Source organism: Kitasatospora sp. NPDC004240 (assembly GCF_053603215.1).
In genome coordinates this window covers 1-24,002 of the sequence record NZ_JBSGFD010000035.1, presented here as the reverse complement: position 1 = coordinate 24,002, position 24,002 = coordinate 1, and the positions used below count along the sequence as shown (strand labels likewise).

At 72.0% G+C, this 24,002-nt stretch carries 20 protein-coding genes; 18 read left to right on the top strand and 2 right to left on the bottom strand.

The genetic code is table 11. The annotated features are described in order from the left end of the window. The first annotated feature begins 113 nt into the window (after positions 1 to 113). From ACWEQL_RS12240 to ACWEQL_RS12165, 16 genes are all read left to right on the top strand, one after another. On the top strand, positions 114 to 1,346 hold the full coding sequence (locus ACWEQL_RS12240) for a sensor histidine kinase (protein ID WP_452150138.1): 1,233 nt from the start codon (positions 114 to 116) through the stop codon (positions 1,344 to 1,346). 26 nt (positions 1,347 to 1,372) lie between these two features. Continuing rightward, entirely contained in the window at positions 1,373 to 2,062 is a 690-nt protein-coding gene (locus ACWEQL_RS12235) for a response regulator (RefSeq protein ID WP_452150137.1), read from the top strand. A gap of 268 nt (positions 2,063 to 2,330) precedes the next feature. Further along, complete coding sequence (locus ACWEQL_RS12230) at positions 2,331 to 3,194, top strand: Rossmann-like and DUF2520 domain-containing protein (protein ID WP_452150171.1); 864 nt, start codon at positions 2,331 to 2,333, stop codon at positions 3,192 to 3,194. Beyond that, positions 3,194 to 4,099 carry a pantoate--beta-alanine ligase gene (panC, locus tag ACWEQL_RS12225; protein ID WP_452150136.1) on the top strand — a complete coding sequence of 302 codons (906 nt, stop codon included), beginning with the start codon at positions 3,194 to 3,196 and terminating at the stop codon, positions 4,097 to 4,099. The genes ACWEQL_RS12230 and panC overlap by 1 nt, the downstream gene beginning before the upstream one ends. A 160-nt stretch (positions 4,100 to 4,259) precedes the next feature. After that, positions 4,260 to 4,709: an aspartate 1-decarboxylase gene (gene panD / locus ACWEQL_RS12220; protein ID WP_452150135.1), complete on the top strand. Its 450-nt coding sequence runs from the start codon at positions 4,260 to 4,262 to the stop codon at positions 4,707 to 4,709. 17 nt (positions 4,710 to 4,726) lie between these two features. Continuing rightward, entirely contained in the window at positions 4,727 to 6,400 is a 1,674-nt protein-coding gene (locus ACWEQL_RS12215) for an L-aspartate oxidase (protein WP_452150134.1), read from the top strand. Between the two features lie 4 nt (positions 6,401 to 6,404). Next, a complete protein-coding gene (gene nadC / locus ACWEQL_RS12210; protein ID WP_452150133.1) occupies positions 6,405 to 7,370 on the top strand; it encodes a carboxylating nicotinate-nucleotide diphosphorylase in 966 nt (321 codons plus the stop codon). 23 nt (positions 7,371 to 7,393) lie between these two features. Further along, the gene (locus ACWEQL_RS12205) at positions 7,394 to 8,185 is read left to right on the top strand and encodes a type III pantothenate kinase (protein WP_452150132.1); all 792 of its coding nucleotides are present in this window, start codon (positions 7,394 to 7,396) and stop codon (positions 8,183 to 8,185) included. Between the two features lie 133 nt (positions 8,186 to 8,318). After that, positions 8,319 to 9,083, top strand: coding sequence for a hypothetical protein (locus ACWEQL_RS12200; RefSeq protein WP_452150131.1), 765 nt, complete (start codon positions 8,319 to 8,321; stop codon positions 9,081 to 9,083). A gap of 146 nt (positions 9,084 to 9,229) precedes the next feature. Continuing rightward, positions 9,230 to 10,786, top strand: a complete 1,557-nt coding sequence (gene lysX, locus ACWEQL_RS12195; RefSeq protein WP_452150130.1) for a bifunctional lysylphosphatidylglycerol synthetase/lysine--tRNA ligase LysX — start codon at positions 9,230 to 9,232, stop codon at positions 10,784 to 10,786. Between the two features lie 4 nt (positions 10,787 to 10,790). Continuing rightward, entirely contained in the window at positions 10,791 to 10,913 is a 123-nt protein-coding gene (locus tag ACWEQL_RS12190) for a hypothetical protein (RefSeq protein WP_256463529.1), read from the top strand. 129 nt (positions 10,914 to 11,042) lie between these two features. Then, the gene (locus tag ACWEQL_RS12185) at positions 11,043 to 11,480 is read left to right on the top strand and encodes a BlaI/MecI/CopY family transcriptional regulator (RefSeq protein WP_452150129.1); all 438 of its coding nucleotides are present in this window, start codon (positions 11,043 to 11,045) and stop codon (positions 11,478 to 11,480) included. A 9-nt stretch (positions 11,481 to 11,489) separates the two neighbouring features. Next, entirely contained in the window at positions 11,490 to 12,026 is a 537-nt protein-coding gene (locus tag ACWEQL_RS12180; protein WP_452150128.1) for an amino-acid N-acetyltransferase, read from the top strand. Between the two features lie 92 nt (positions 12,027 to 12,118). Then, complete coding sequence (locus ACWEQL_RS12175) at positions 12,119 to 12,472, top strand: histone-like nucleoid-structuring protein Lsr2 (RefSeq protein WP_452150127.1); 354 nt, start codon at positions 12,119 to 12,121, stop codon at positions 12,470 to 12,472. A gap of 769 nt (positions 12,473 to 13,241) precedes the next feature. Further along, positions 13,242 to 15,758 carry an ATP-dependent Clp protease ATP-binding subunit gene (locus tag ACWEQL_RS12170; RefSeq protein WP_452150126.1) on the top strand — a complete coding sequence of 839 codons (2,517 nt, stop codon included), beginning with the start codon at positions 13,242 to 13,244 and terminating at the stop codon, positions 15,756 to 15,758. A gap of 353 nt (positions 15,759 to 16,111) precedes the next feature. Further along, entirely contained in the window at positions 16,112 to 18,460 is a 2,349-nt protein-coding gene (locus ACWEQL_RS12165) for an immune inhibitor A domain-containing protein (protein ID WP_452150125.1), read from the top strand. Positions 18,461 to 18,641: 181 nt separating this feature from the next. Here the strand turns inward: ACWEQL_RS12165 and ACWEQL_RS12160 are convergent, their stop codons facing one another. After that, positions 18,642 to 19,820: a threonine aldolase family protein gene (locus ACWEQL_RS12160; RefSeq protein ID WP_452150124.1), complete on the bottom strand. Its 1,179-nt coding sequence runs from the start codon at positions 19,818 to 19,820 to the stop codon at positions 18,642 to 18,644. 398 nt (positions 19,821 to 20,218) lie between these two features. Between ACWEQL_RS12160 and ACWEQL_RS12155 the strand changes: the two genes are divergently transcribed. Then, positions 20,219 to 21,280: a M23 family metallopeptidase gene (locus ACWEQL_RS12155; protein WP_452150123.1), complete on the top strand. Its 1,062-nt coding sequence runs from the start codon at positions 20,219 to 20,221 to the stop codon at positions 21,278 to 21,280. 86 nt (positions 21,281 to 21,366) lie between these two features. On the opposite strand, the gene ACWEQL_RS12150 is transcribed toward ACWEQL_RS12155, so the two are convergent. Further along, positions 21,367 to 21,978, bottom strand: a complete 612-nt coding sequence (locus ACWEQL_RS12150) for a TetR/AcrR family transcriptional regulator (protein ID WP_452150122.1) — start codon at positions 21,976 to 21,978, stop codon at positions 21,367 to 21,369. A 202-nt stretch (positions 21,979 to 22,180) separates the two neighbouring features. On the opposite strand from ACWEQL_RS12150, the gene ACWEQL_RS12145 reads away from it, so the two are divergent. Beyond that, positions 22,181 to 23,881 (top strand): MDR family MFS transporter, encoded by a 1,701-nt coding sequence (locus tag ACWEQL_RS12145; protein WP_452150121.1) that lies wholly within the window; start codon positions 22,181 to 22,183, stop codon positions 23,879 to 23,881. Positions 23,882 to 24,002 lie beyond the last annotated feature (121 nt).

The following is a 24,002-nucleotide window of genomic DNA, read 5'->3' as shown; positions in this document are numbered from 1 at the left end:
TGGACGCTACCCTCCCGACACTCCGGCCTCCGGGGTGTCTCCGACCTAGGGAGTAGGCCGGATCGCCCTCCCGGCGGACCTGGGCACGTTCCGCGACTGCCTAGGCTTGAGGCGTGCATCGACTCAACGCCTGGCTCCGCCGACACCCCATGGTCGTCGACTCCGCGTGGGCGTCGCTCGTGCTCCTGATCGGCCTCCTCCCCGAGGATCCCGGCCGCGCCGACGGCTGGCGCATCGGTGTGCACTACGCGGTCGCCGTGCTGCTCCCGCTGCTGATGGTCTTCCGCCGCCGCCACCCGGACATCACCGTGTGCGCCGCGGGCGGCCTCGGGCTCGCCCAGGTGGCGCTGAACGTCGAGCCGGGCGCCTCCAGCATCGGGTACCTGGTCTTCGCGTACACCGGCGCCGCCTTCGGCTCACCGTGGGTCTCCCGGCTCGCGCTGGCCTTCGGGGCGCTCGCCGGACCGCTGGTGTTCTGGCAGCTCGGTCCGGAGAAGACCCGCCTGGACGAGAACGACCAGATCGTCACCCAGCCGTACGGCATCGGCGAGAGCCTCTTCATCATGGGGCTGATGACCACGCCGTTCATCCTCTGCTGGGCGTGGGGCCGGCTCACCCGGGTGCGCCGGGCGTACCTGGTCGAGCTGGAGGACCGCGCCTCCCGCCTGGAGCGCGAACGGGACGCCCAGGCCAAGGTGGCGGTCGCGGCCGAGCGGGCCCGGATCGCCCGCGAGCTGCACGACGTCGTCGCGCACAACGTCTCCGTCATGATCGTCCAGGCCGACGGCGCCGCGTACGTGCTGGACAACTCGCCGCAGCAGGCCAAGGAGGCGCTGGGCACCATCGCCTCGACCGGGCGCCAGGCGCTGGTCGAGATGCGCCGCCTGCTGGGCGTGCTGCGGACCTCCGACACGGTCGGCGAGGAGTACGTGCCGCAGCCCGGCGTCGAGGAGCTGCCGGAGCTGCTGGAGCAGGTCCGCACGGCCGGGCTGCAGGTCGACTACGCCACCTCCGGCGAGGCCCGTGAACTCCCCCGCGGGGTCGAGCTCACCGTCTACCGGATCGTCCAGGAGGCGCTGACCAACGTCCGCAAGCACGGCGGGCCCGATGTGCACGCCCGGGTCGCCGTCGACTTCGGCGAGCGCGAGCTGGCCGTCCTGGTCGAGGACGACGGCCGGGGCACGACCGACGAGCAGCTGACCACCGGCGGGGTCGACGGACTCGGCCATGGTCTGATCGGCATGCGCGAGCGCGTCGGCATGGTCAGCGGCAGCCTCGACGTCGGCCCCCGCCCCGGCGGCGGCTTCCGCATCCGAGCCGTACTACCGCTCAAGGCTGCCAAGTAGCCGGGGCGCCCAACCGAGGAGTCACCTTGACCATCCGCGTGATGCTCGTCGACGACCAGGAGCTGCTGCGCACCGGGTTCCGGATGATCCTGCAGTCGCAGGGCGACATCGAGATCGCCGCCGAGGCCGGGGACGGGGTCCAGGCGCTGGAGAGGCTGAAGCACACCCAGGTCGACGTGATCCTGATGGACGTCCGGATGCCCCGCCTGGACGGGGTGCAGGCCACCCGGCGGATCTGCCTGGCCGAGGACGGCAGCCCGCTGCCGGGGGCGCCGCACGTGCTCATCCTCACCACCTTCGACCTCGACGAGTACGCCTTCGCCGCGCTCAAGGCGGGCGCCAGCGGCTTCCTGCTCAAGGACGTGCCGCCGACCGAGCTGGTCGCCGCGATCCGGGCGGTGCACGGCGGTGACGCGGTGGTCGCCCCGACCACCACCCGGCGCATGATCGACCGCTTCGCCGAGGTGCTGCCGACCTCGCAGACCGCCCCCGGCGCGAACGCCCTCGCCCCGCTCACCGAGCGCGAGCGCGAGGTGTTCCTGCTGGTCGCCCAGGGCCTGTCGAACGGCGAGATCGCCGCCCGGCTCACCCTCTCCGAGGCCACCGTGAAGACCCACGTCGGCCGCATCCTCGCCAAGCTCGGGCTGCGCGACCGCGTCCAGGCCGTCGTCCTCGCCTACGAGGCCGGCCTCGTCCGCGCCGGCGCCACCGACTGACGCCCCGGCCGCCGGACAGGCCGGTGGACCCGCGACACCCCCACACCCCCGTCCCCACCCCTCCGGCTCTCCCCGCCGGAGGCGGCTTCCCCCCGGCCGTAGAATGGGCCGGTACGTCCGGTACCCGGAGGGGACCGGAACGGAGAGTGAGGACGAGGGCCGAGCCGTGAGCACGTCCGACAGTGCCGAGTCCGCCGGGTTCGGCGACTTCGCCCCGCTCGCCGACGGCTTCGGCGATCCCACCGACCCCGGCAACCGGCCCGCGCGGCTGGCCGTCGGGGTGGTCGGCACCGGCCGGGTCGGGCCGGCGCTGGGCGCCGCCCTGCAGCTGGCCGGGCACCGGGTGGTGGCCGCCTCCGGGGTGTCCGCGGCGTCGCGCCGCCGGGCCGATGCCCTGCTGCCGGGGGTGCGGATCGTCACCCCGCCGCAGGTGCTGGCCGCGGCCGACCTGGTCCTGCTGACCGTCCCCGACGACGCGCTGGCCGATCTGGTGGCCGGCCTGGTGTCGACCGGCGCGGTCCGTCCGGGCCAGCTGGTGGTGCACACCTCCGGCGCGCACGGGGTGGCCGTCCTGGAGCCCGCCACCAAGGCCGGCGCGCTGCCGCTGGCCCTGCACCCGGCGATGACCTTCACCGGCACCTCGGTGGACCTGGCCCGGCTGGCCGGCTGCCCGTTCGGGGTGACCGCGCCGGACGAGCTGCGGCCGGTGGCCGAGGCGCTGGTGGTGGAGATGGGCGGCGAGCCCGAGTGGGTGCCCGAGCAGGTGCGTCCGCTGTACCACACGGCCCTGGCGCACGGCGCGAACCACCTGGTGACCCTGGTCGCGCAGGCGCTGGAACTGCTGCGCACGGCCGGGGTGGCCGAGCCCGGCCGGCTGCTGGGCCCGCTGCTCGGGGCCGCGCTCGACAACAGTCTGCGCTCCGGCGACGCGGCCCTGACCGGCCCGGTCGCGCGGGGCGACGCGGGTACCGTGCGCCGTCACCTGGCGCAGCTCAGTACGGTGTCCCCGGACATCCCGGCGGCGTACCGGGCGATGGCCCGCGCCACCGCGCAGCGGGCGCTCGCCCGCGGAACGATCGACGAAGCGTCGGCGGCGGCGCTGCTGGACGTACTGAACGAGGAGAAGCGCTGATGGCACGCGGCAAGCAGCCGGGCAAGGCCCCCCGGGCACCCAAGGTCCACCGGGCGGTCGTGACGCACACCGTGACGGACTTCGAGGCCGCGTTCTGGCCGGACGAGCAGCCGGTGGACAACGCGGTCGTGATGACCATGGGCGCGCTGCACGAGGGCCACGCCGCGCTGATCCGCGCCGCCCGCAAGCAGGTCGGCCGGGAGGGCCGGGTCGCCGTCACGGTGTTCGTGAACCCGCTGCAGTTCGGCGCGGGCGAGGACCTGGAGCGCTACCCGCGCTCGCTGGAGGCGGACGTGCGGCTCGCCGAGGAGCACGGCGCGGACGTGGTCTTCGCCCCGTCCGTCGAGGAGGTGTACCCGAACGGCGAGCCGCAGGTGCGCCTGGTGGCCGGTCCGATGGGCGAGCGCTTCGAGGGCGCCACCCGCCCGGGTCACTTCGACGGCGTGCTGACGGTGGTGGCCAAGCTGCTGCACATCACCGACCCGGACTTCGCGCTGTTCGGCGAGAAGGACGCCCAGCAGCTGGCCGTCATCCAGCGGATGGTCGCCGACCTGGACTTCGACGTCGAGGTGATCGGCGTGCCGACCGTCCGCGAGGAGGACGGCCTGGCGCTGTCCTCGCGCAACCAGTACCTCTCCGCCGAGGAGCGCGGGCAGGCACTCGCCCTGTCCGGGGCGCTGTTCGCCGGCCGGGACGTGGCCGCGCAGGGCCCGAAGGCCGTGCGCGAGGCCGCCTCGGCCGTCCTGGACGGCGCCGAGGGTGTCACCCTTGACTACCTCGCCCTGATCGATCCGCACGACTTCACCGAGGCGCCGGACGACTTCCAGGGCGAGGCGGTGCTGGCCGTGGCCGCGAAGGTGGGCGCCACCCGCCTGATCGACAACGTCCGCCTCATCTGCCGCTAGGCGGATGAGCGGCAAGCACCGAATCGTCCGGCGGCCCGCGGCGCCGGACGCCCCGCGGTACCCGTCGCACCGCAGTACCCCGCTCCACCCGTCACACCCGTAGCACCGCCCCACCCCCGGCAGTACCCCCTAGGCATGCACTCACAGGAGGCGTGACCCCATGCTCCGCACCATGCTCAAGTCCAAGATCCACCGGGCCACCGTGACCCAGGCCGACCTGCACTACGTCGGCTCGGTCACGGTGGACGAGGACCTGCTCGACGCCGCCGACCTGCTCCCCGGCGAGCTGGTCCACATCGTCGACATCAACAACGGCGCCCGGCTGGAGACCTACACCATCGCCGGGCCGCGCGGCTCCGGCGTGATCGGCATCAACGGCGCCGCCGCCCGCCTGGTCCACCCCGGTGACCTGGTCATACTCATCGCCTACGGGCAGATGGAGACGGCCGAGGCCAAGGGCTACGTGCCGAAGGTGATCTTCGTCGACGGGGACAACCGGATCACCGGCACCGGCGGCGACCCCGCCGAGGCGGGGGAGGGCACCGGCCTGCTCCGCGGTGACGCGGCGTACGGTGACGGCAACGGCGCGGCCCCGACCGCCGCGCGCTGAAGGAGCCACTGAACGCCATGCCCGTCACCCATCGCCTCACCGCCCCGGCGCCCGGCTGGACCAGCACGACCGACGTCGTGGTGGTCGGCTCCGGCGTGGCCGGCCTCACCGTCGCACTCAACGTCCGCAAGGCCGGCCTGCGGGCCGTGGTGGTCACCAAGGCGATGCTGGACGACGGGTCCACCCGCTGGGCCCAGGGCGGCATCGCCGCCGCCCTGGGCGAGGGCGACACCCCCGAGCAGCACCTGGACGACACCCTGGTGGCCGGGGCCGGGCTCTGCGCCGAGGACGCCGTCCGGGCCCTGGTCACCGAGGGTCCGGACGCCGTCCGCCGGCTGATCGAGGTCGGCGCCGCCTTCGACCGCGACGCCGACGGCGAGATCCTGCTCACCCGTGAGGGCGGCCACCACCGCCGCCGGATCGCGCACGCCGGCGGGGACGCCACCGGCGCCGAGATATCCCGCGCGCTGGTCGCCGCCGTCCGCTCCGACCCGGGTCTGGAACTGATCGAGCACGCGCTCGTCCTCGACCTGCTGACCGACGCCGAGGGCCACGCGGCCGGCCTCACCCTGCACGTGATGGGCGAGGGCCAGCGCGACGGCGTCGGCGCGATCCGGGCCCGCGCGGTGGTGCTCGCCACCGGCGGCATGGGCCAGGTCTTCTCGGCGACCACCAACCCGGCGGTCTCCACCGGCGACGGCGTGGCGCTCGCGCTGCGGGCCGGGGCCGAGGTGACCGACCTGGAGTTCGTCCAGTTCCACCCGACGGTGCTCTGGCTGGGCCCGGAGGCCGAGGGGCAGCAGCCGCTGGTCTCCGAGGCGGTCCGCGGCGAGGGCGCCCACCTGGTGGACGCGGCCGGCACCCGCTTCATGCTCGGGCGGCACGAGCTGGCCGAGCTGGCCCCGCGGGACATCGTCGCCAAGGCGATCACCCGGCGGATGCAGGAGCAGGGCGCCGAGCACATGTACCTGGACGGGCGGCACTTCGGCGCCGAGATGTGGGAGCGGCGCTTCCCGACCATCCTGGCGTCCTGCCGCGCCAACGGCATCGACCCGGTGACCGAGCCGATCCCGGTCGCCCCGGCCTCGCACTACGCCTCCGGGGGCGTGCGCACCGACCTGCACGGCCGCACCACCGTCCCGGGCCTGTACGCCTGCGGCGAGGTCGCCTGCACCGGGGTGCACGGCGCCAACCGGCTGGCCTCCAACTCGCTGCTGGAGGGCCTGGTCTTCGCCGAGCGGATCGCCGCCGACCTGGCCGCCCGGCACGCCGCGGGCGGGCTGCCCGAGCGGACGGTGGACGTGGTCGCCGCGCGCGCCGCGCACGCCGTACCGCTGCCGGCGCCCGAGGCGCGGGCCGAGATCCAGCGGCTGATGTCGCGCGGCGCGGGCGTGCTGCGCTCGGCCGCCTCGATGGCCGACACCGCCGCCGGGCTGGCGCTGCTCGCCGAGGACACCTACGCGCACGTGGCCGAGGAGAAGCCGGCCGACCCGCGGGTGGAGACCTGGGAGGCCGCCAACCTGCTGCTGGTCGCCACCGCCCTGGTCACCGCCGCCGCCCGCCGCGAGGAGACCCGCGGCTGCCACTGGCGGGAGGACTTCCCCGAGCGCGACGACGAGCACTGGCAGCGCCACCTGATCACCACCCTCGCCGCCTCCGGCGACCTTGTCAGCACCCCTGAGGAGCAGTAACACCATGACCCACTCCCACGAGGAACTCCCCCTGGCCGGCGGCGGCTGCGGCGACGGCTGCGCCTGCGGGGACGGCGAGGGCTACGAGACCGGCCTGGACCCCCAGCTCGCCGCGCTGCTGGAGGAGGCCGGCCTGGACCCGGTCGAGGTCGAGGACATCGCCACCCTGGCGCTGGCCGAGGACCTGGCCGGCGGCGAGGACGTCACCTCGGTGGCGACCGTGCCGGCCGGCGCCGTCGCCACCGCCGACTTCACCGCCCGCCAGGCCGGCGTGGTGGCCGGACTGCGGGTCGCCGAGGCCGTGGTCTCGCTGGTCTGCGAGGAGGAGTTCGAGGTCGAGCGGCACGTCGAGGACGGTGACCGGGTCGAGGCCGGCCAGGTGCTGCTGTCGGTGCGCGGCCGCACCCGCGACCTGCTGACCGCCGAGCGCAGCGCCCTCAACCTGCTCTGCCACCTGTCCGGAATCGCCACCGCCACCCGCGCCTGGGCGGACGCCCTGGAGGGCACCGGCGCGGTGGTGCGCGACACCCGCAAGACCACCCCGGGCCTGCGGGCGCTGGAGAAGTTCGCGGTGCGCGCCGGCGGCGGGGCCAACCACCGGATGGCGCTGTCCGACGCGGCCCTGGTGAAGGACAACCACGTGGTCGCGGCCGGCGGGGTCGCCGAGGCGTTCCGGGCCGTCCGGGCGGCGTACCCGGAGCTGCCGGTCGAGGTCGAGGTGGACACCCTGGAGCAGATCCCGCCGGTCCTGGAGGCCGGGGCGGACCTCATCCTGCTGGACAACTTCGCGGTCCCGCAGCTGAAGGAGGCCGTGGAACTGGTGGCCGGCCGGGCGAAGCTGGAGGCGTCCGGCGGACTGACCCTGGCCACCGCGCGCGAGGTCGCCCAGACTGGTGTCGACTACCTGGCCGTGGGCGCGCTCACGCACTCCTCGCCGATCCTGGACATCGGTCTCGACCTGCGTCCGTAACCGTCTCTCGCAGAAAGCGCCCCATGCTGCTCACCATCGACGTCGGCAACACCCAGACCACGCTCGGCCTGTTCGACGGCGAGGACGTGGTCGAGACCTGGCGGATCTCCACCGATCCGCGCCGCACGGCCGACGAGCTGGCGGTGCTGCTGCACGGCCTGATGGGCTCGCACACCGCGATCACCGACGCGGCGATCGAGGGCCTGGCGATCTGCTCGTCCGTCCCCTCCGTGCTCCACGAGTTCCGCGAGGTGACGCGCCGCTACTACGGCGACGTCCCCGCGGTGATCGTGGAGCCGGGGGTGAAGACGGGCGTGCACGTCCTGATGGACAACCCCAAGGAGGTCGGCGCGGACCGCATCGTGAACGCGCTGGCCGCCAACCACCTGTACGGCGGCCCGTGCATCGTGGTCGACTTCGGCACCGCGACCACCTTCGACGCGGTCAACGCCCGCGGCGACTACGTGGGCGGCGCGATCGCCCCCGGCATCGAGATCTCGGTGGAGGCGCTCGGCAACCGCGGCGCCCTGCTGCGCAAGATCGAGCTGACCCGGCCACGCAACGTGATCGGCAAGAACACCGTCGAGGGCATGCAGTCCGGCATCCTGTACGGCTTCGCGGGCCAGGTCGACGGGCTGGTCGACCGGATGGCCAAGGAGCTGGCCAAGGACCCGGACGACGTCCAGGTGATCGCCACCGGCGGGCTGGCCACGCTGGTCCTCGGCGAGGCCGGGACGATCGACGTCCACGAGCCCTGGCTGACCCTGATCGGCCTGCGGCTCGTCTACGAACGCAACCGTCCCACGGCGGCCTGACCGGGCCCGGGTCCGGCCGTCCCACGGCGGCCCGGCCGGGCCCGGTTCGCACCCGCAGGGCCCCTCCGGGCCAAACGTGGGACTTGGCGCGGCAGTCCCAACAAATCGGATATACCTCACGTAGTGTCAGCGCATGCCTACGCCACACGGATCGCGCGGCGGGATGGCCTTCAGCGCCGACGAAGTCCGCGTGCTGCGCCGTGCCCTCGCCCAAGCCCTGCACCCCGCCGTCCCCTTCCACCCGCGCAGCCCCGACGGGCCGCCGTTCCCGTACCCGGCCGCCGAGCTGTGGGCCGAGGACGTCCAGGACGCGCTGCGCCTCACCGAGGCCATCGACGAGGCCGTCCGGGAGGGCGGCCGGCTGCGCGCCTTCCTGCTCGCCGACCTCGCCCGCTACCGCGACGCGCTGCCCGGCGGCGCCACCGGGTACCTGGAGCGGCTGGAGGAGGCGGTGACCGACGGTTACCTGCCGGGCCCCGAGGACCTCACCGCCCTGCGCGGGCTGACCCGGCAGCCGTGCGGCCAGGGCGAGCGCTCCCGCCGCTCCCGGCTGGCCGGGCGCTGCCACGCGCTGGCCGAGGCGGCCGTCCGGGAACGGCTCGCGCTCACCACCGGGCAGCGCCACCTCATGGCCGTACCGAGCCCTGCCGGACCCCCGAGCAGTCTCCCCATCCCTGTTGGAGGACGGATCCCGATGAGCAGCAACGTCTCCCCCGCCGACCGCACCGCCGCCGGGAAGCCCGCCACCGGAAGGACCGCCGCCGGTACGACCGCGCCCCGCACGCACCGGATGCCCACCCCGGCCGAGCTGTTCGGCCGCCGGCCCAAGCCTCCGGCGCGTCCCGCGCCCGCCGCCGAGGCCCCCGAGGAACTGGAGCTGGCCACCGGCACCGGCTGACCCCCGGCACCTCCCCTCCCGCCCCGGGCGGGCCGCACCACGCGGCCCGCCCGGGGCTTCGTGGTGCGGGCCCGCAGGGGCTTCGCGGTGCGCCCCACGGGCCGGGGCGGCGAGGAGCACCGCCGCGGGCTGGCTACCCTGGTGGGGTGAGCGATCAGAGCCCCCTTTCCGCGACCGACGACCTTCCCGAGCAGATGCGCGTGCGGCGCGAGAAGCTGGACCGGCTCCGCGCCGCCGGCGTCGACCCGTACCCGGTCGGCTTCCCCCGCACCAGCACCATCGCCGACCTGCGCGCCAAGCACCCGGACCTGGCCCCCGACACCGCGACCGGCGAGCGGGCCGGCATCACCGGCCGGGTGATCCTGTCCCGCACCGGCGGCAAGCTCTGCTTCGCCACCCTGCGCGACGGCAGCGGCGACCTCCAGGTGATGTTCTCCCTGGACAAGCTGGGCGAGGAGCGGCTGGCCGCGTGGAAGTCCGACATCGACCTCGGCGACCAGGTCGGCGTCGAGGGCGAGGTGATCACCTCCCGCCGCGGCGAGCTGTCCGTGATGGTGGACAGCTGGGTGCTCACCGCCAAGTGCCTGCGCCCGCTGCCGGACAAGCACAAGGGCCTGACCGACCCCGAGGCGCGGGTGCGCCAGCGGTACGTCGACCTGATCGTCAACCCCGAGGCCCGCGAGATCCTGCACCTGCGCAGCAAGGTCGTCCGCTCGATCCGCCGCACCTACGAGGAGCGCGGCTACATCGAGGTCGAGACCCCGATGCTGCAGCCGGTGCACGGCGGCGCCAACGCGCGGCCGTTCAAGACGCACATCAACGCGTACGACATCGACCTCTACATGCGGATCGCCCCCGAGCTGTACCTCAAGCGGCTGGTGGTCGGCGGCGCGGAGAAGGTCTTCGAGATCAACCGCAACTTCCGCAACGAGGGCGCGGACTCCACCCACAACCCCGAGTTCACCTCGCTGGAGTCGTACGAGGCGTACGGCGACTACGACACCCAGGCCGAGCTGATCCGGGCCACCATCGTCAACGCCGCCCGGGACGCCCTGGGCACCACGGTGATCAAGGGCCTGGACCCGCACGGCGTGGAGCACGAGATCGACCTGGCCGAGCCGTGGGAGGAGATCGGCGTCTACCCGGGCATCTCCGCCCGCCTCGGCACCGAGGTCACCCCGGACACCACCGTGGAGGAGCTGCGCAAGCTGGCCTTCGACCACGGCATCCCCTTCGAGAAGGAGTGGGGCCACGGCCAGATCGTGCTGGAGATGGTCGAGCGCCTGCTGGAGGAGAACGCCGTCCGGCCGACCTTCATCAGGGACTACCCGACCGAGGTCTCCCCGCTGACCCGCCAGCACCGCTCGATCCCGGGCGTGGCCGAGAAGTGGGACCTGGTGATCTTCGGCACCGAGATCGGCACCGCCTACTCCGAGCTGGTCGACCCGGTCGAGCAGCGCGCCCGGCTGACCGCCCAGTCGCTGCTGGCGGCCGGCGGCGACGTCGAGGCGATGCAGGTGGACGAGGACTTCCTGCGGGCCCTGGAGTACGCGATGCCGCCCACCGGCGGCCTCGGCCTCGGCGTGGACCGCCTGATCATGCTGCTGACCGGCAAGAACATCCGGGAGACGGTGCTCTTCCCGCTGGTGAAGCCGGAGCCCAAGGCCTCCGCCGCCGCGGCGGAGAAGACCGAGGAGGAGTGACCTGATGGACTACGTCAGCGCGATCGTCCCGCCGCTGGTCATGGCGATCGGCTTCGGCTTCCTGGTGCGGGCCATCATCCGCAGCCAGGGCGGGGCCCAGAAGGCCAAGGAGGACCTGGTCGACTGACCGGTCCCCCGGGCCGCCGCCCACCGCACCACCGGCGCGCCGCCATTCCCGAATCCCGGGAGTGGCGGCGCGCCGGTTTGGCGGCACTTCACAAGATTTGCCCCATTCACTCCCTATCCTGGCCGCACTATGGTCCGGCAACTCGGTGAACTAGAGAACGCCATCATGACCAGGGTGTGGCGGTGGAACCGCCCGGTCACGGTTCGCGAGGTTCTGCTGGATCTCCGGTCGGAACGCGATATCGCGTACACCACGGTGATGACCGTCCTGGACAAGCTCCACAGAAAGGGCTGGCTGCGCCGGGAGCGGGCCGGCCGGGCCTATCGATATGAGCCGGTCTCCTCGCGTGAGGCGTACACGGCCGCCCTCATGAACGACGCGTGGGCGACCAGTGACAATCCGGCCGCCGCCCTGGTGCACTTCTTCGGCCTGATGTCGCCGGAGCAACGCGAAGCCCTCCGGGACGCGCTGCGGGTGGCCGCTCCGTTCCCGACCGACCCGGCCGCCGGGGATTCCGCGGAGAGCGGCCCGGATACCGGGGAGACCGGGTCGGGTCCGGCGCGATAACGTCCCGCCATGGAGGTCACCATCCGCCGGGCGCGGACCACGGACGTGCGAGCGGTGCGCAGGCTCATCGACGCCTACTCGCGCGACGGCATTCTGCTGGACAAGCCGACGGTCACACTGTTCGAGTCCGTCCAGGAGTTCTGGGTGGCCGAGCGGGACGACGACGGCACGGTGGTGGCCTGCGGCGCGCTGCACGTGATGTGGGAGGACCTCGCCGAGGTCCGCACCCTCGCGGTCGACCCGGTCTGCCGCGGGATCGGCGTCGGGCACCTGCTGCTGGAGAAGCTCGTGCAGACCGCGCGCTGGCTGGGCGTCCGTCGGATTTTCTGCTTGACGTTCGAGGTGTCCTTCTTCGCGAAACACGGTTTCGTCGAGATCGGCGAGCTCCAGGAAACCGACGATGGTACGACAGACCCCGCGGCGATCGCTACGGATGTCTATGAGGAACTTCTCCGCTCGTACGATGAAGGAGTCGCGGAGTTCCTCGACCTGGAGCGTGTGAAGCCCAACACTCTGGGCAACTCTCGCATGCTGCTGCACCTGTGAGCCGCTCCCGGGAGGGCCAGGGGTTTGTGTTTTCCGGTGAAAGGCGCTTTCCTTTCCTTAGGCAATGGGTCGTTTAGCGGAAAGGGAAGCCCGTGGCACAGAGGGTGCAGGTCATTCTTGAAGACGATCTCGACGGCGGTTCGGCGGACGAGACGGTGACGTTCGCGCTCGACGGCGTTGCCTACGAGATCGACCTGAAGAGCGCCAACGCGGACAAGCTGCGCGGTCTGCTGGCCCCGTACGTCGAGAAGGGCCGCAAGCAGAGCGGCCGCCTCGCCGGCGCCCGCCGCAGCGGCCGGGGCGGTTCGCCGCGCCCGTCCGGCGGCGCCGCTCCGGACACCGCCAAGGTGCGCGCGTGGGCCAAGGAGAACGGCTACGAGGTCAACGACCGCGGCCGGGTGCCCAGCACCGTCCGCGAGGCGTACGAGAAGGCCAACGCGGCCTGAGGTCCGGCCCGGGACACCTCCCGGGAGCCGGTCCGATCCGGCCGTGCGGCCGCCGGGGCGGGTGCGGGGCCCCGGCCGCCGGCCCGTCGGGTCGGACCGCCACGCCACACGCGCGGGGCGCGGAGGGGCCCGCCACCGCGCCCCGCGGCGCGTCCGCGCGGGGCGCCCGGCCGTGCCGTCGGCCCCGCCGCGGGCCGGCCACGGGGGGCGGAACGTTCACGGGTTGTGCAACGCTGTAGGAGCGAAGCGGTAACGCCGCCACCCCCCGGGTGGCCCAAGCGATGTCCGGGTGGCCCCCACCGGCCCGCCCGGGACACCGGCGCGATCGCGGCCGTGGCTGAACCACCGTCACCGCCGCCGGGCGCCGCCGCCCGCCCGCGATCGGGCGGGCCGTCAGCCGACTTCTCGCCAGGCGAACACCGCCACCGCGGAAACTGCGCGAGAAGCCGCCCGATACCGGGTATGAATGCAGGTGGGCAGGGTCGAGCACCCCGCCCCGGGCAGTACGCGCGATCGGCCGGAAGCCGTCCGACTCCGTCCCGGCGGCCGTTGTTCGCCGATGGCGTAGCGGTATCTGGTGCATCGGGCCCACCTGTGGGAACACCGTCTCCCAGCATCAGGTTGGGATTGGTGTCGGCTGGTCGCGCAGCATCTCGTTCCCCCGGCGGGAGCGAATCCGTGGGCCGCGCCGCTGAGCGGGACTAGCATGCGGAAGGACAGGGCGGGGACCGACCCCGAACTGCCCGACCGCTCTGAGGAGCGATAAACGATGTTCGAGAGGTTCACCGACCGCGCGCGGCGGGTTGTCGTCCTGGCTCAGGAAGAAGCCCGGATGCTCAACCACAACTACATCGGCACCGAGCACATCCTCCTGGGTCTGATCCACGAGGGTGAGGGTGTCGCCGCTAAGGCCCTGGAGAGCCTCGGGATTTCTCTTGAGGCCGTTCGCCAGCAGGTCGAGGAGATCATCGGCCAGGGCCAGCAGGCCCCGTCCGGTCACATTCCCTTCACCCCCCGGGCGAAGAAGGTCCTGGAGCTCTCGCTCCGGGAGGCCCTGCAGCTCGGCCACAACTACATCGGCACCGAGCACATCCTGCTCGGCCTGATCCGCGAGGGCGAGGGCGTCGCCGCCCAGGTCCTGGTGAAGCTGGGCGCCGACCTGAACCGGGTGCGCCAGCAGGTCATCCAGCTGCTCTCCGGCTACCAGACCCCCGGCAAGGAGTCCGCCACCTCCGGCGGGCCGGCCGAGGGCACCCCGTCGACCTCGCTGGTCCTCGACCAGTTCGGCCGCAACCTCACCCAGGCCGCCCGCGAGGCCAAGCTCGACCCGGTCATCGGGCGCGAGAAGGAGATCGAGCGGGTCATGCAGGTGCTGTCCCGCCGCACCAAGAACAACCCCGTGCTGATCGGTGAGCCCGGCGTCGGCAAGACCGCCGTCGTCGAGGGCCTGGCCCAGGCGATCGTCAAGGGCGAGGTCCCGGAGACGCTGAAGGACAAGCAGCTCTACACGCTGGACCTCGGCGCCCTGGTCGCCGGCTCCCGCTACCGCGGTGACTTCGAGGAGCGCCTGAAGAAGGTCCTCAAGGAGATCCGCACCCGCGGCGACATCATCCTGTTCATCGACGAGCTGCACACCCTGGTCGGCGCGGGCGCCGCCGAGGGCGCCATCGACGCCGCCAGCATCCTCAAGCCGATGCTGGCCCGCGGCGAGCTGCAGACCATCGGTGCCACCACCCTGGACGAGTACCGCAAGCACCTGGAGAAGGACGCCGCGCTGGAGCGCCGCTTCCAGCCGATCCAGGTCGCCGAGCCGTCGCTGCCGCACACCATCGAGATCCTCAAGGGTCTGCGCGACCGCTACGAGGCCCACCACCGGGTCTCCATCACGGACGCCGCCCTGGTCGCCGCCGCCACCCTGGCCGACCGGTACATCTCGGACCGCTTCCTGCCGGACAAGGCGATCGACCTGATCGACGAGGCCGGCTCCCGGATGCGCATCCGCCGGATGACCGCGCCGCCGGACCTGCGCGAGTTCGACGAGAAGATCGCCGACGTCCGCCGCGAGAAGGAGAGCGCGATCGACGCGCAGGACTTCGAGAAGGCCGCGTCGCTGCGCGACGACGAGAAGCAGCTCCTGCAGGCCAAGGCCAAGCGCGAGAAGGAGTGGAAGGCCGGCGACATGGACGTCGTCGCGGAGGTCAACGAGGAGCTCATCGCCGAGGTCCTGGCCACCGCCACCGGCATCCCGGTCTTCAAGCTGACCGAGGAGGAGACCTCCCGCCTGCTGCGCATGGAGGACGAGCTCCACAAGCGCGTCATCGGCCAGAAGGACGCCATCAAGGCGCTCTCCCAGGCCATCCGGCGCACCCGCGCGGGCCTCAAGGACCCGAAGCGTCCCGGCGGCTCGTTCATCTTCGCCGGCCCCTCGGGCGTCGGTAAGACCGAGCTGTCCAAGACGCTCGCCGAGTTCCTCTTCGGCGACGAGGACGCGCTGATCGCGCTCGACATGTCGGAGTTCTCGGAGAAGCACACCGTCTCCCGGCTGTTCGGCTCCCCGCCCGGTTACGTGGGCTACGAGGAGGGCGGCCAGCTGACCGAGAAGGTGCGCCGCAAGCCGTTCTCCGTCGTCCTCTTCGACGAGGTGGAGAAGGCCCACCCGGACATCTTCAACTCGCTGCTGCAGATCCTGGAGGACGGTCGCCTGACCGACTCCCAGGGCCGCGTGGTCGACTTCAAGAACACCGTCATCATCATGACGACCAACCTCGGCACCCGGGACATCTCCAAGGGCTTCAACCTGGGCTTCGCGGCCACGGGTGACACCCAGACCGGGTACGAGCGGATGAAGGCGAAGGTCGGCGAGGAGCTCAAGCAGCACTTCCGCCCCGAGTTCCTGAACCGCGTCGACGACATCGTGGTCTTCCACCAGCTGTCCGAGGACGACATCATCCAGATCGTCGACCTGATGATCGACAAGGTGGACCAGCGCCTCAAGGACAAGGACATGGGCCTGGAGCTCAGCGTCGAGGCCAAGAAGCTGCTGGCCAAGCGCGGCTACGACCCGATCCTGGGTGCCCGTCCGCTGCGCCGCACCATCCAGCGCGAGATCGAGGACCACCTCTCCGAGAAGATCCTCTTCGGCGAGCTGCGGGCCGGCCACATCGTGGTCGTGGGTGTCGAGGGCGAGGGCAAGGACGCCACGTTCACCTTCCGCGGCGAGGAGAAGTCGGCCGTCGCCGACACCCCGGCCGCCGTCGCTTCGTCCGGACCCGACCTGACGAAGTAGAAACATTTAACAGATAACAGCAAACATTCGAGGCCCCCGGCGTTCCCGCCGGGGGCCTCGGCTTTTTTACTCCCTGTCCAAGAAGCTGTGATCCCGCCCACTGACTCGGCCGCCTGCCGCCTGGTCAGCGGCTGGTGCGGGTACGTTCCGCCAGGTCGAGCCGCTTTATCGCTAAAGTTTTTGACTGTTCATCAGCTGATAGGGCGTCGCGGAGGATAGCGCTGTGGCCATGTAACGGTCAAGGTCTATCTTTTCCGTCTTCACTTGGATCAAATACGTCCACCTGTCTTTCATTGGTTTGCCGGGAGGGCCAAGAGCCAGACCGGTTTGGGGAGGACGTCACAACGTTGAAGATGACCAGGAAATCCGCTGCGGTCGGCGTGGCCACGGCGGTCATTGCGGCGCTCGGTGCGGGGATGCTCCCGGGTGTGGCCACCGCGGCCCCCACGGCCCCGGTTCCGACTGACCCGGCCGAGGTCCAGACCTCGCTCGAGCACAACTTCCCGGGTCCGCTGACCGAGAAGGTCGAGGCCGAGCAGAAGGCCGCGACCGAGCAGCTGCTCGCCGGCACCGCCAAGGTCGAGCAGATCGGCGGCGGCAGCAGCATCAAGCTGGGCCGCAACAAGTACGTCGAGCTCGCCCGCGAGCGCACGGACAAGATCTTCACCATCCTGGTCGACTTCAGCGACCAGGTGGACAACACCACGACCACGCCCGACGGCAAGGTCAAGTACGGCGGCACGCCCGGTCCGGTGCACAACCAGATCGAGAAGCCGGACCCGGCGACCAACAACTCGACCGCCTGGCGCGCTGACTACAACCAGCAGCACTTCCAGGACATGTACTTCAGCACCACCAAGGACTCGCTGAAGACCTACTTCGAGAAGCAGTCCTCGGGCCGCTACTCGGTCGAGGGCACGGTCACCGACTGGGTCAAGGTGCCGTGGAACGAGGCCCGTTACGGCTCGGACTACTGCGGCCAGCACGTCTGCTCCAACGCCCAGGACCTGATCCGCGACGGCATCACCGCGTGGGTCCAGTCCGAGAAGGCCAAGGGCAAGACGGACGCTCAGATCCAGGCCCAGATCGCCGAGTACGACAAGTGGGACCGGTACGACTTCGACCACGACGGCAACTTCAACGAGCCCGACGGTTACATCGACCACTTCCAGATCGTGCACGCCGGTGAGGACCAGTCGGCCGGCGGTGGCAAGCAGGGCACCGACGCGCTCTGGGCGCACCGCTCGTACGTCTACGGCACCCAGCAGGGTTCCACCGGTCCCGCCAACAACAAGCTCGGCGGCACCCCGGTCGGCACCACGGGCATCTGGGTCGGCGACTACACCATGCAGCCCGAGAACGGCGGCCTCGGTGTCTTCGCCCACGAGTACGGCCACGACCTCGGTCTGCCGGACCTCTACGACACCTCCGGCAGCGGCATCGACAACTCGGTCGGCTTCTGGTCGCTGATGTCGTCCGGCTCGTGGCTCGGCGAGGGCAAGAACGAGATCGGCGACATGCCGAACGACCTCGACGCCTGGAGCAAGCTGCAGCTCGGCTGGCTGAAGTACGACAAGGCCAAGGCCGGCACGGAGTCGAAGCACCACATCGGCCCGGCGGAGTTCAACACCCGTCTGCCGCAGGCGCTCGTCGTCGACCTGCCGAAGAAGACCGTCACCACCGAGATCAACACCCCGTTCGCGGGTGCCAACGAGTGGTGGAGCGGCAGCGCCGACGACCTGAACGTCTCGCTGACCCGTGACCTCGACCTGACCGGCAAGTCCAAGGCCTCGCTGACGGCCAAGGGCTGGTACGACATCGAGCAGGACTTCGACTACGCCTACGCCGAGGTCTCGACCGACGGTGGCGCCAACTGGTCCGCCCTGGCCGGTACCTTCAACGGCACCGCCCTCCCGGCCGACCCGTCCGGCAAGCCCTCGCTGTCCGGTTCCTCGGGCGGCAAGTGGGGCGACCTGGCCTACTCGCTGGACGCCTACGCCGGCAAGGCCGTCAAGGTCCGCTTCCGCTACGTCACCGACGGCGGCCTGCACCTCAAGGGCCTGGCCCTCGACGACATCGCCGTCACCGCCGACGGTGCCGCGGTCTTCACCGACGGTGCCGAGAACGGTGACAACGGCTGGGCCCCGAAGGGCTTCTCCCGGATCACCGGCAAGTTCTCGAACGACTACGCGCAGTACTACATCGCCGAGAACCGCCAGTACATCTCGTACGACCGCACCCTCAAGGTCGGCCCGTACAACTTCGGCTTCGGCGCTGCCAAGCCGGGCTGGGTGGAGCACTACCCGTACCAGGACGGTCTGCTGATCTGGTACTGGGACACCTCCCAGAGCGACAACAACGTCACCAACCACCCGGGCCAGGGTCTGATCCTCCCGGTCGACTCGCACCCGACCCCGATCAAGTGGGCCGACGGCACCCTGATGCGTCCGCGCATCAACGGCTACGACTCGACCTTCGGCTCGCAGCGCACCGACGGCCTGACCCTGCACAAGAACGGCGTCGAGACCATCGTCCCGCGCGCCAAGGGTGTCGACGAGTTCAGCGACCTCAAGTCGTACTGGACCAAGGACAACCCGTACAGCAGCGTCATCGTCCCGAAGACCGGCACCAGCATCGAGATCGAGAACGAGTCCTCGAACTACCTCGAGACCTGGATCCGCGTCCGCCCGGTCGACAACTGATCGCACCGAGCAGTGACGATCAGCCTGTGATCAGGCACTGAATCACCCGTCCGGCCCGTCCCCGCAGTTCGCGGGGGCGGGCCGGACTCCTTTGCCGGGCCGGACTCCTTTGCCGGGCGGGTCGCCTGACGGTGCGGTGCCTGACGCACCGCGACCTGATTCGGCGACATCTCACGACCGGTCAGAGGCGGTCGGCCCAGACCGGCCCCAGCAGCAGGGCGAGGAAGGCCTCGACCGCCGCGCCGACGTCCTTGGCCGTCCACTCCAGGGCCGCCCCGGCGACGGTCACCTCGGTCATCGCCAGCCCCGGCGGGCCGGGCTCGCGCCAGTTGCCGAAGAGGCCGGTCCGCGACTCCTCCGCCAGCCGCAGCCCCGCCTCGTTGAGCTCCGCCGCGCCGTACGGGAGCCACAGCTGGAACTGGTGGGTGTGCGGCGGCGCCGGGTGGACCCGGGCGCCGGGCACGTCGGCGACCGCCTCGGCGAGGGCGGCCGCGACCGTCCCGGCGTGCGACACGTACGCGGGCAGCCGGGGCAGTTCGCGCTCCAGCCCGGCCAGCGCCGCCAGCGCGGCCGGCCACTGCTGGAACAGCTGGCCGCCGTAGCGGTGGCGCCACGCCTTGGCGGTGCGGACGAAGGCACCGTCGCCCGCCAGCACGGCGCCGCTGATCCCGCCGAGGGTCTTGTAGAAGGAGACGTAGACCGAGTCGGCCAGCGCGGCGATCTCCGGCAGCGAGCGGCCCAGGTACGTGGTGGACTCCCAGAGCCGTGCGCCGTCCAGGTGCAGGGCGGCCCCCCGCTCCTCCCGGACCACGGCCGCCACCGCCGCCAGATCGCCCCACGCGGGCAGGACGAACCCGGCCTCGCGCAGCGGCAGCTCCAGGATCATCACGGCGAACGGCTCGTCGAAGTCGCGCACCTCCCGGACGGTCGGGATCCGCGGCTCGACGGTCGGCCAGAGGCTGCGCAGCCCGCCGAGGACGGCGTGGGCGTGGCGCTCGTGCTGCTCGGTGTGGGCGAGCGGGTGGGTGGCGACGGCGCGGATGCCGGCCTCCTCGGCACGGATCCGCGCGGCGACCTGCTGGGCCATGGTGCCGGTCGGGAAGAAGGCCGCGTCCTCGGTGCCCAGCAGCTCGGCCACCCGCCGCTCCAGGGTGCGGACCACCCCGTCGCCGTACTGGTCGGGGCGGCGGTCGAGGTCGTACGCGTCGCCGTGCCCGTCCGCGAGGGCGGCGAGCCGCTCCCGCAGGCTCTGCGGCCGGGTGCCCGAGAGCAGGCGGTCGCAGCCGCGCAGGGCGGTGAACCGGCGCTGCAGGGCACTGGGGGCGGTGCCGTCCGTGTCTTCGCTCCAGTTGGCATACATGCGTCGATGGTCCCGCAGAACGGCCGTTCGGTCAGGGGGTCCGCGCGGGCGGTCACGGGGCGGTCGTGGCACGGCCGCGGGGTGAGCGCCGCCACGTCGCGCGGGTGCCCTCCGGTGGCACTGGTCACAGGCCCCCGGCCCGGTACGAGCGACGGTAGTAACCCGGACGGGTGCGGCGACCGGGGTACGGCGGAGCGAAAAGCGTATGAGAGGACCGCCGGATCGCATGATCCTTACTCCATCGGATTGAATCTCCGGCGCCACGCTGACTACACGCCGTAGTAGGTCACACCGTTTGGGACCGCGTTCGGTGACGGTTACACCTGAGTGGTCCCCGCTCTGCACGCCCCCGACGGGCTCAGTGCCACCCCCGTACGTCCGTGAGGTTGAGCTTCCCGATGTCCTCCTTCCCGCCCATGGGGCCGGCCCTCCGCCGACTCGCCGACCGCACGGCGACCCACGCGGCGGCCTGGCAGTCCCGACTCGGCCACGCCCTCCGCACCCGCACCGCGCCGTCCGCCCCCGCCTCCGGCCTCCCGGCCCGGCTCTCCGCCGGCCTCTCGGCCGCCCTCTCCGCGGACCTCCCGGCCCGCCTGACCTCCGACACCGGGCACCGCCGGGCGGTCACCGCGGTGGGCGCCGCCACGGTGATACTCTCCGGCGCCCTGCTGGTCGCCGCCCCGGGCAACGCCGCGGCGCAGACGGTCCTCCCCACGACCCCCGGCAGCTCGGCGTTCACCGCCCCGCAGAGCGCCGCACCCGCGCCCGCCGCGGTGCAGGTGGCCGGCCCCAGCGCGTACCGGATGCCGCACCAGCACGGGTCGGCGCAGCAGTACGTGGCGGTGGCCGCCAACCTGCTGACCGCCGCGCCGGCCGAGGCGCCCGCGACCTCCGCCGACCACGCCCAGCCGGCCGGCCAGGAGCCCGCGCCCGCCGCAGAGCCGGCCGCTCCGGCCGCAGAGCCGGCCCCGGCTCCCGAGGCGGCCCCGGCCCCCGCTCCCGAGCCCGCGCCGGCCCCCGCTCCCGAGCCCGCTCCCGCGCCGCCCAGGGCCGAGTGGTCCGCCCCCGTTCCGGGCGCGCCGACCAGCAACCCGTACGGCGTGGTCAACCCCGAGTACGCGGCCGGCTACCACACCGGCGTGGACTTCGCGGTCGCCCCGGGCACCCCGCTGCTCGCGGTCGGCGACGCCACCGTGGTCTCGGCGGGCTGGGCCGGCGCGTACGGCAAGGAGGTCGTGCTGCGGCTGGCGGACGGTCACTTCGCCGAGTACGCCCACATGTCGTCGATCTCGGTGTCGGCGGGCGAGCGGGTCGAGGCCGGCGAGCGGATCGGCAGCTCCGGGAACACCGGCAACTCGACCGGCCCCCACCTGCACTTCGAGATCCGCAACAAGAACCACTACGGCTCGGTGATCAACCCGATCGCCTTCCTCTCGGCACGCGGGGTCACCTCCTTCTGACGCCCCGCCATCAGCCCCGAGGGCCCCCACCGGTGACCGTGCCGACGGGGGCCCTCCGTGTGTCCGGGGACCGGCTCGGGGGCCGGTCAGTCGCGGTGGATCAGCGCGGCGATCTCCAGGGCCACCCGCTGGGAGGCCGCCATCGCCTCCTCCAGGGAGGCCGTGGGCACCTCGTGCTCCTCCTGCGGGAAGTCGCAGGCGTTGTGCTCCTGCTTGAGCAGGAAGAACGCGGAGTTGATGGTGAACAGCGACATCGCCGCGCGCAGCCGGTCCTCGAAACCCGCCCCCGGGCCGTGCACCAGCCGGATCATCGCGATCATCCGGTCGCGGAACTCCACCCCGGCCGGCGACTCGCGCAGCGCGGGCTGGTTCTCGTGGAAGAAGCGCAGCAGCGGCGCCCGCTCGGACATCCCGGCGGCGAAGCGGCGGATCAGCTCGTCGCGCAGCTCCGGCGTCCACTCCTGGCCGCGGCCCCACTCGATGGTGTCGTCGATCGGCGCGGCCATGCTGACCACGATGCCGTGGACGATGTCGTCCTTGGTCTTGAAGTGGTAGTACAGCGCCGCTTTGGTGACCCCGAGGCGGTCGGCGATCTCGCGCAGGGAGGTCTGCTCGTACCCCTGCTCGGAGAACAGCTCCAGTGCCACCGCGATGATGCGGGCGCGGGTGTCGCTGCGGGGGCTCTGCGTCGTGCCCATGGCCTGCCTCGTGACTGCGTCGGTGAACTACTGCGGGGCCCTCATTGTGGCCCGTCCGGAGCGCGGGCGGGAAAACTGGCTTGACGCCCGGCTAGTGAACAACTTACCGTGCCGACGGTCCAAGAAACTAGCCGGGCGACAAGTAAGTAGGGCAGCGAAGGCCTGCGAGGTCGTCCCGAACCGACTCCGGGAGACACCACCCATGTCACAACCGCAGGCCGGCGGCGCGGCGGGCGAGAAAGCCACGCCCGCGCGCGAGACCGGGCAGAAGGATCCGGCGAAGGCCGGACCGGCGGCCGAGAAGCAGCCGGAGCAGTCCGGGCAGCAGCCGGCCGCCGTGGACGAGACCCCCCGCTCGCCGCGCGAGATCCGGCTGGTCATGATCGGCCTGGTCGTGACCATGCTGCTGGCCATGCTCGACAACCTGATCGTCGGCACCGCGATGCCGACCATCGTGGGCGAGCTCGGCGGTGCCGAGCACCTGGCCTGGGTGGTCACCTCGTACACCCTGGCGACCGCCGCCTCCACCCCGATCTGGGGCAAGCTCGGCGACCTCTACGGCCGCAAGGGCACCTTCCTCACCTCGATCGTGATCTTCCTGGTGGGTTCGGCGCTGTCCGGCCTCTCCCGGGACATGACCGAGCTGATCGGCTTCCGCGCCCTCCAGGGCCTGGGCGCCGGCGGTCTGATGGTCGGTGTGATGTCGATCATGGGTGCGCTGATCCCGCCCCGTGACCGCGGCAAGTACCAGGGCATGTTCGCCGCGGTGATGGCGCTCGCCACCATCGGCGGCCCGCTGGTCGGCGGCTTCATCACCGACCACCTGAACTGGCGCTGGACCTTCTACATCAACCTGCCGCTCGGCGCGGTCGCCCTCGCCGTCGTGGTGGCCACCCTGAAGCTGCCGAAGGTCCGCTCCTCCGCCCGGATCGACTACCTCGGCGCCCTGCTGCTGACCACCGGCATCGTCGCGCTGACCCTGATCACCACCTGGGGCGGCCAGGAGTACTCCTGGGGCTCCAAGCAGATCCTGGGCCTCGCCGCGCTGGCCGCCGCCGCGCTGATCGCCTTCTGCTACGTCGAGCAGCGGGTCGAGGAGCCGATGCTCCCGCTCGACCTGTTCAAGAACGTGAACTTCACCATGGTGAGCATCATCGGCTTCATCGTCGGCTTCGTGATGTTCGGCTCGACCGTCTTCCTGCCGCTCTACCAGCAGACCGTCCAGGGCGCCTCGGCGACCAACTCCGGCCTGCTGCTGATGCCGATGATGCTGGGCATGCTGGTGATCTCGCTGGTCGTCGGCCAGGCCATCACCAAGACCGGCAAGTACCGGATCTACCCGATCATCGGCACCGCCGTGATGGCCGCCGGCTCGCTGCTGCTGTCCCTGCTGGACACCGGGACCAGCACCTTCACCTCCGCCTGCTACATGGTTGTGCTCGGCGCCGGCATGGGCTTCCTGATGCAGGTCACCATGCTGGTGGCGCAGAACAGCGTCGAGCTCAAGGACATGGGCGTGGCCAGCTCCACCGCCACCCTGTTCCGCACCATCGGCGGCTCCTTCGGTGTGGCGCTGTTCGGCGCGCTGTTCAACAGCCGGGTCACCGCGACCATGGAGGAGCGCCTCGGCGGGTCCGCCGCGCTGCAGGGCGACCCGGGCCAGATGACCCCGGCGGCGCTCAAGGCGCTGCCCGCGCCCGTCCAGGACGCCTACCACCACGCCGTCGCCAACGGCATGCACACCGTGTTCCTCTGGGGTGCCGCCGTCGCCGTCATCGCGATCGCCGCGGCGGTCTTCCTGCGCGAGGTGCCGCTGCGCGGGGCCGGCGCGCCGCAGGGCCAGGACGCCGCGAAGGCCGACGGCCCGGCCGACGGCAAGCCCGCCGAGCCGGTGACCGCCTGACGTGACCGCCGGCGCCCCGGTGCCGGGACGACGACGGCCGGGCCCCCCCCCCCCCCCCCGGGGGGGGGGCCCCCCCCCGCCCCCCCCCCACCCGCGAAAAGGCGAAGCCCGGGGAAAGAGA

Excerpts from the sequence above, each read along its gene's own strand:
- panC (WP_452150136.1), top strand. The coding sequence starts at position 3,194 with ATGGCACGCGGCAAGCAGCCGGGCAAGGCCCCCCGGGCACCCAAGGTC.
- panD (WP_452150135.1), top strand. The coding sequence starts at position 4,260 with ATGCTCCGCACCATGCTCAAGTCCAAGATCCACCGGGCCACCGTGACC.
- ACWEQL_RS12215 (WP_452150134.1), top strand. The coding sequence starts at position 4,727 with ATGCCCGTCACCCATCGCCTCACCGCCCCGGCGCCCGGCTGGACCAGC.
- nadC (WP_452150133.1), top strand. The coding sequence starts at position 6,405 with ATGACCCACTCCCACGAGGAACTCCCCCTGGCCGGCGGCGGCTGCGGC.
- ACWEQL_RS12205 (WP_452150132.1), top strand. The coding sequence starts at position 7,394 with ATGCTGCTCACCATCGACGTCGGCAACACCCAGACCACGCTCGGCCTG.
- ACWEQL_RS12200 (WP_452150131.1), top strand. The coding sequence starts at position 8,319 with ATGCCTACGCCACACGGATCGCGCGGCGGGATGGCCTTCAGCGCCGAC.
- ACWEQL_RS12190 (WP_256463529.1), top strand. The coding sequence starts at position 10,791 with ATGGACTACGTCAGCGCGATCGTCCCGCCGCTGGTCATGGCGATCGGC.
- ACWEQL_RS12185 (WP_452150129.1), top strand. The coding sequence starts at position 11,043 with ATGGTCCGGCAACTCGGTGAACTAGAGAACGCCATCATGACCAGGGTG.
- ACWEQL_RS12180 (WP_452150128.1), top strand. The coding sequence starts at position 11,490 with ATGGAGGTCACCATCCGCCGGGCGCGGACCACGGACGTGCGAGCGGTG.
- ACWEQL_RS12170 (WP_452150126.1), top strand. The coding sequence starts at position 13,242 with ATGTTCGAGAGGTTCACCGACCGCGCGCGGCGGGTTGTCGTCCTGGCT.
- ACWEQL_RS12165 (WP_452150125.1), top strand. The coding sequence starts at position 16,112 with ATGACCAGGAAATCCGCTGCGGTCGGCGTGGCCACGGCGGTCATTGCG.
- ACWEQL_RS12160 (WP_452150124.1), bottom strand. The coding sequence starts at position 19,820 with ATGTATGCCAACTGGAGCGAAGACACGGACGGCACCGCCCCCAGTGCC.
- ACWEQL_RS12155 (WP_452150123.1), top strand. The coding sequence starts at position 20,219 with ATGTCCTCCTTCCCGCCCATGGGGCCGGCCCTCCGCCGACTCGCCGAC.
- ACWEQL_RS12150 (WP_452150122.1), bottom strand. The coding sequence starts at position 21,978 with ATGGGCACGACGCAGAGCCCCCGCAGCGACACCCGCGCCCGCATCATC.
- ACWEQL_RS12145 (WP_452150121.1), top strand. The coding sequence starts at position 22,181 with ATGTCACAACCGCAGGCCGGCGGCGCGGCGGGCGAGAAAGCCACGCCC.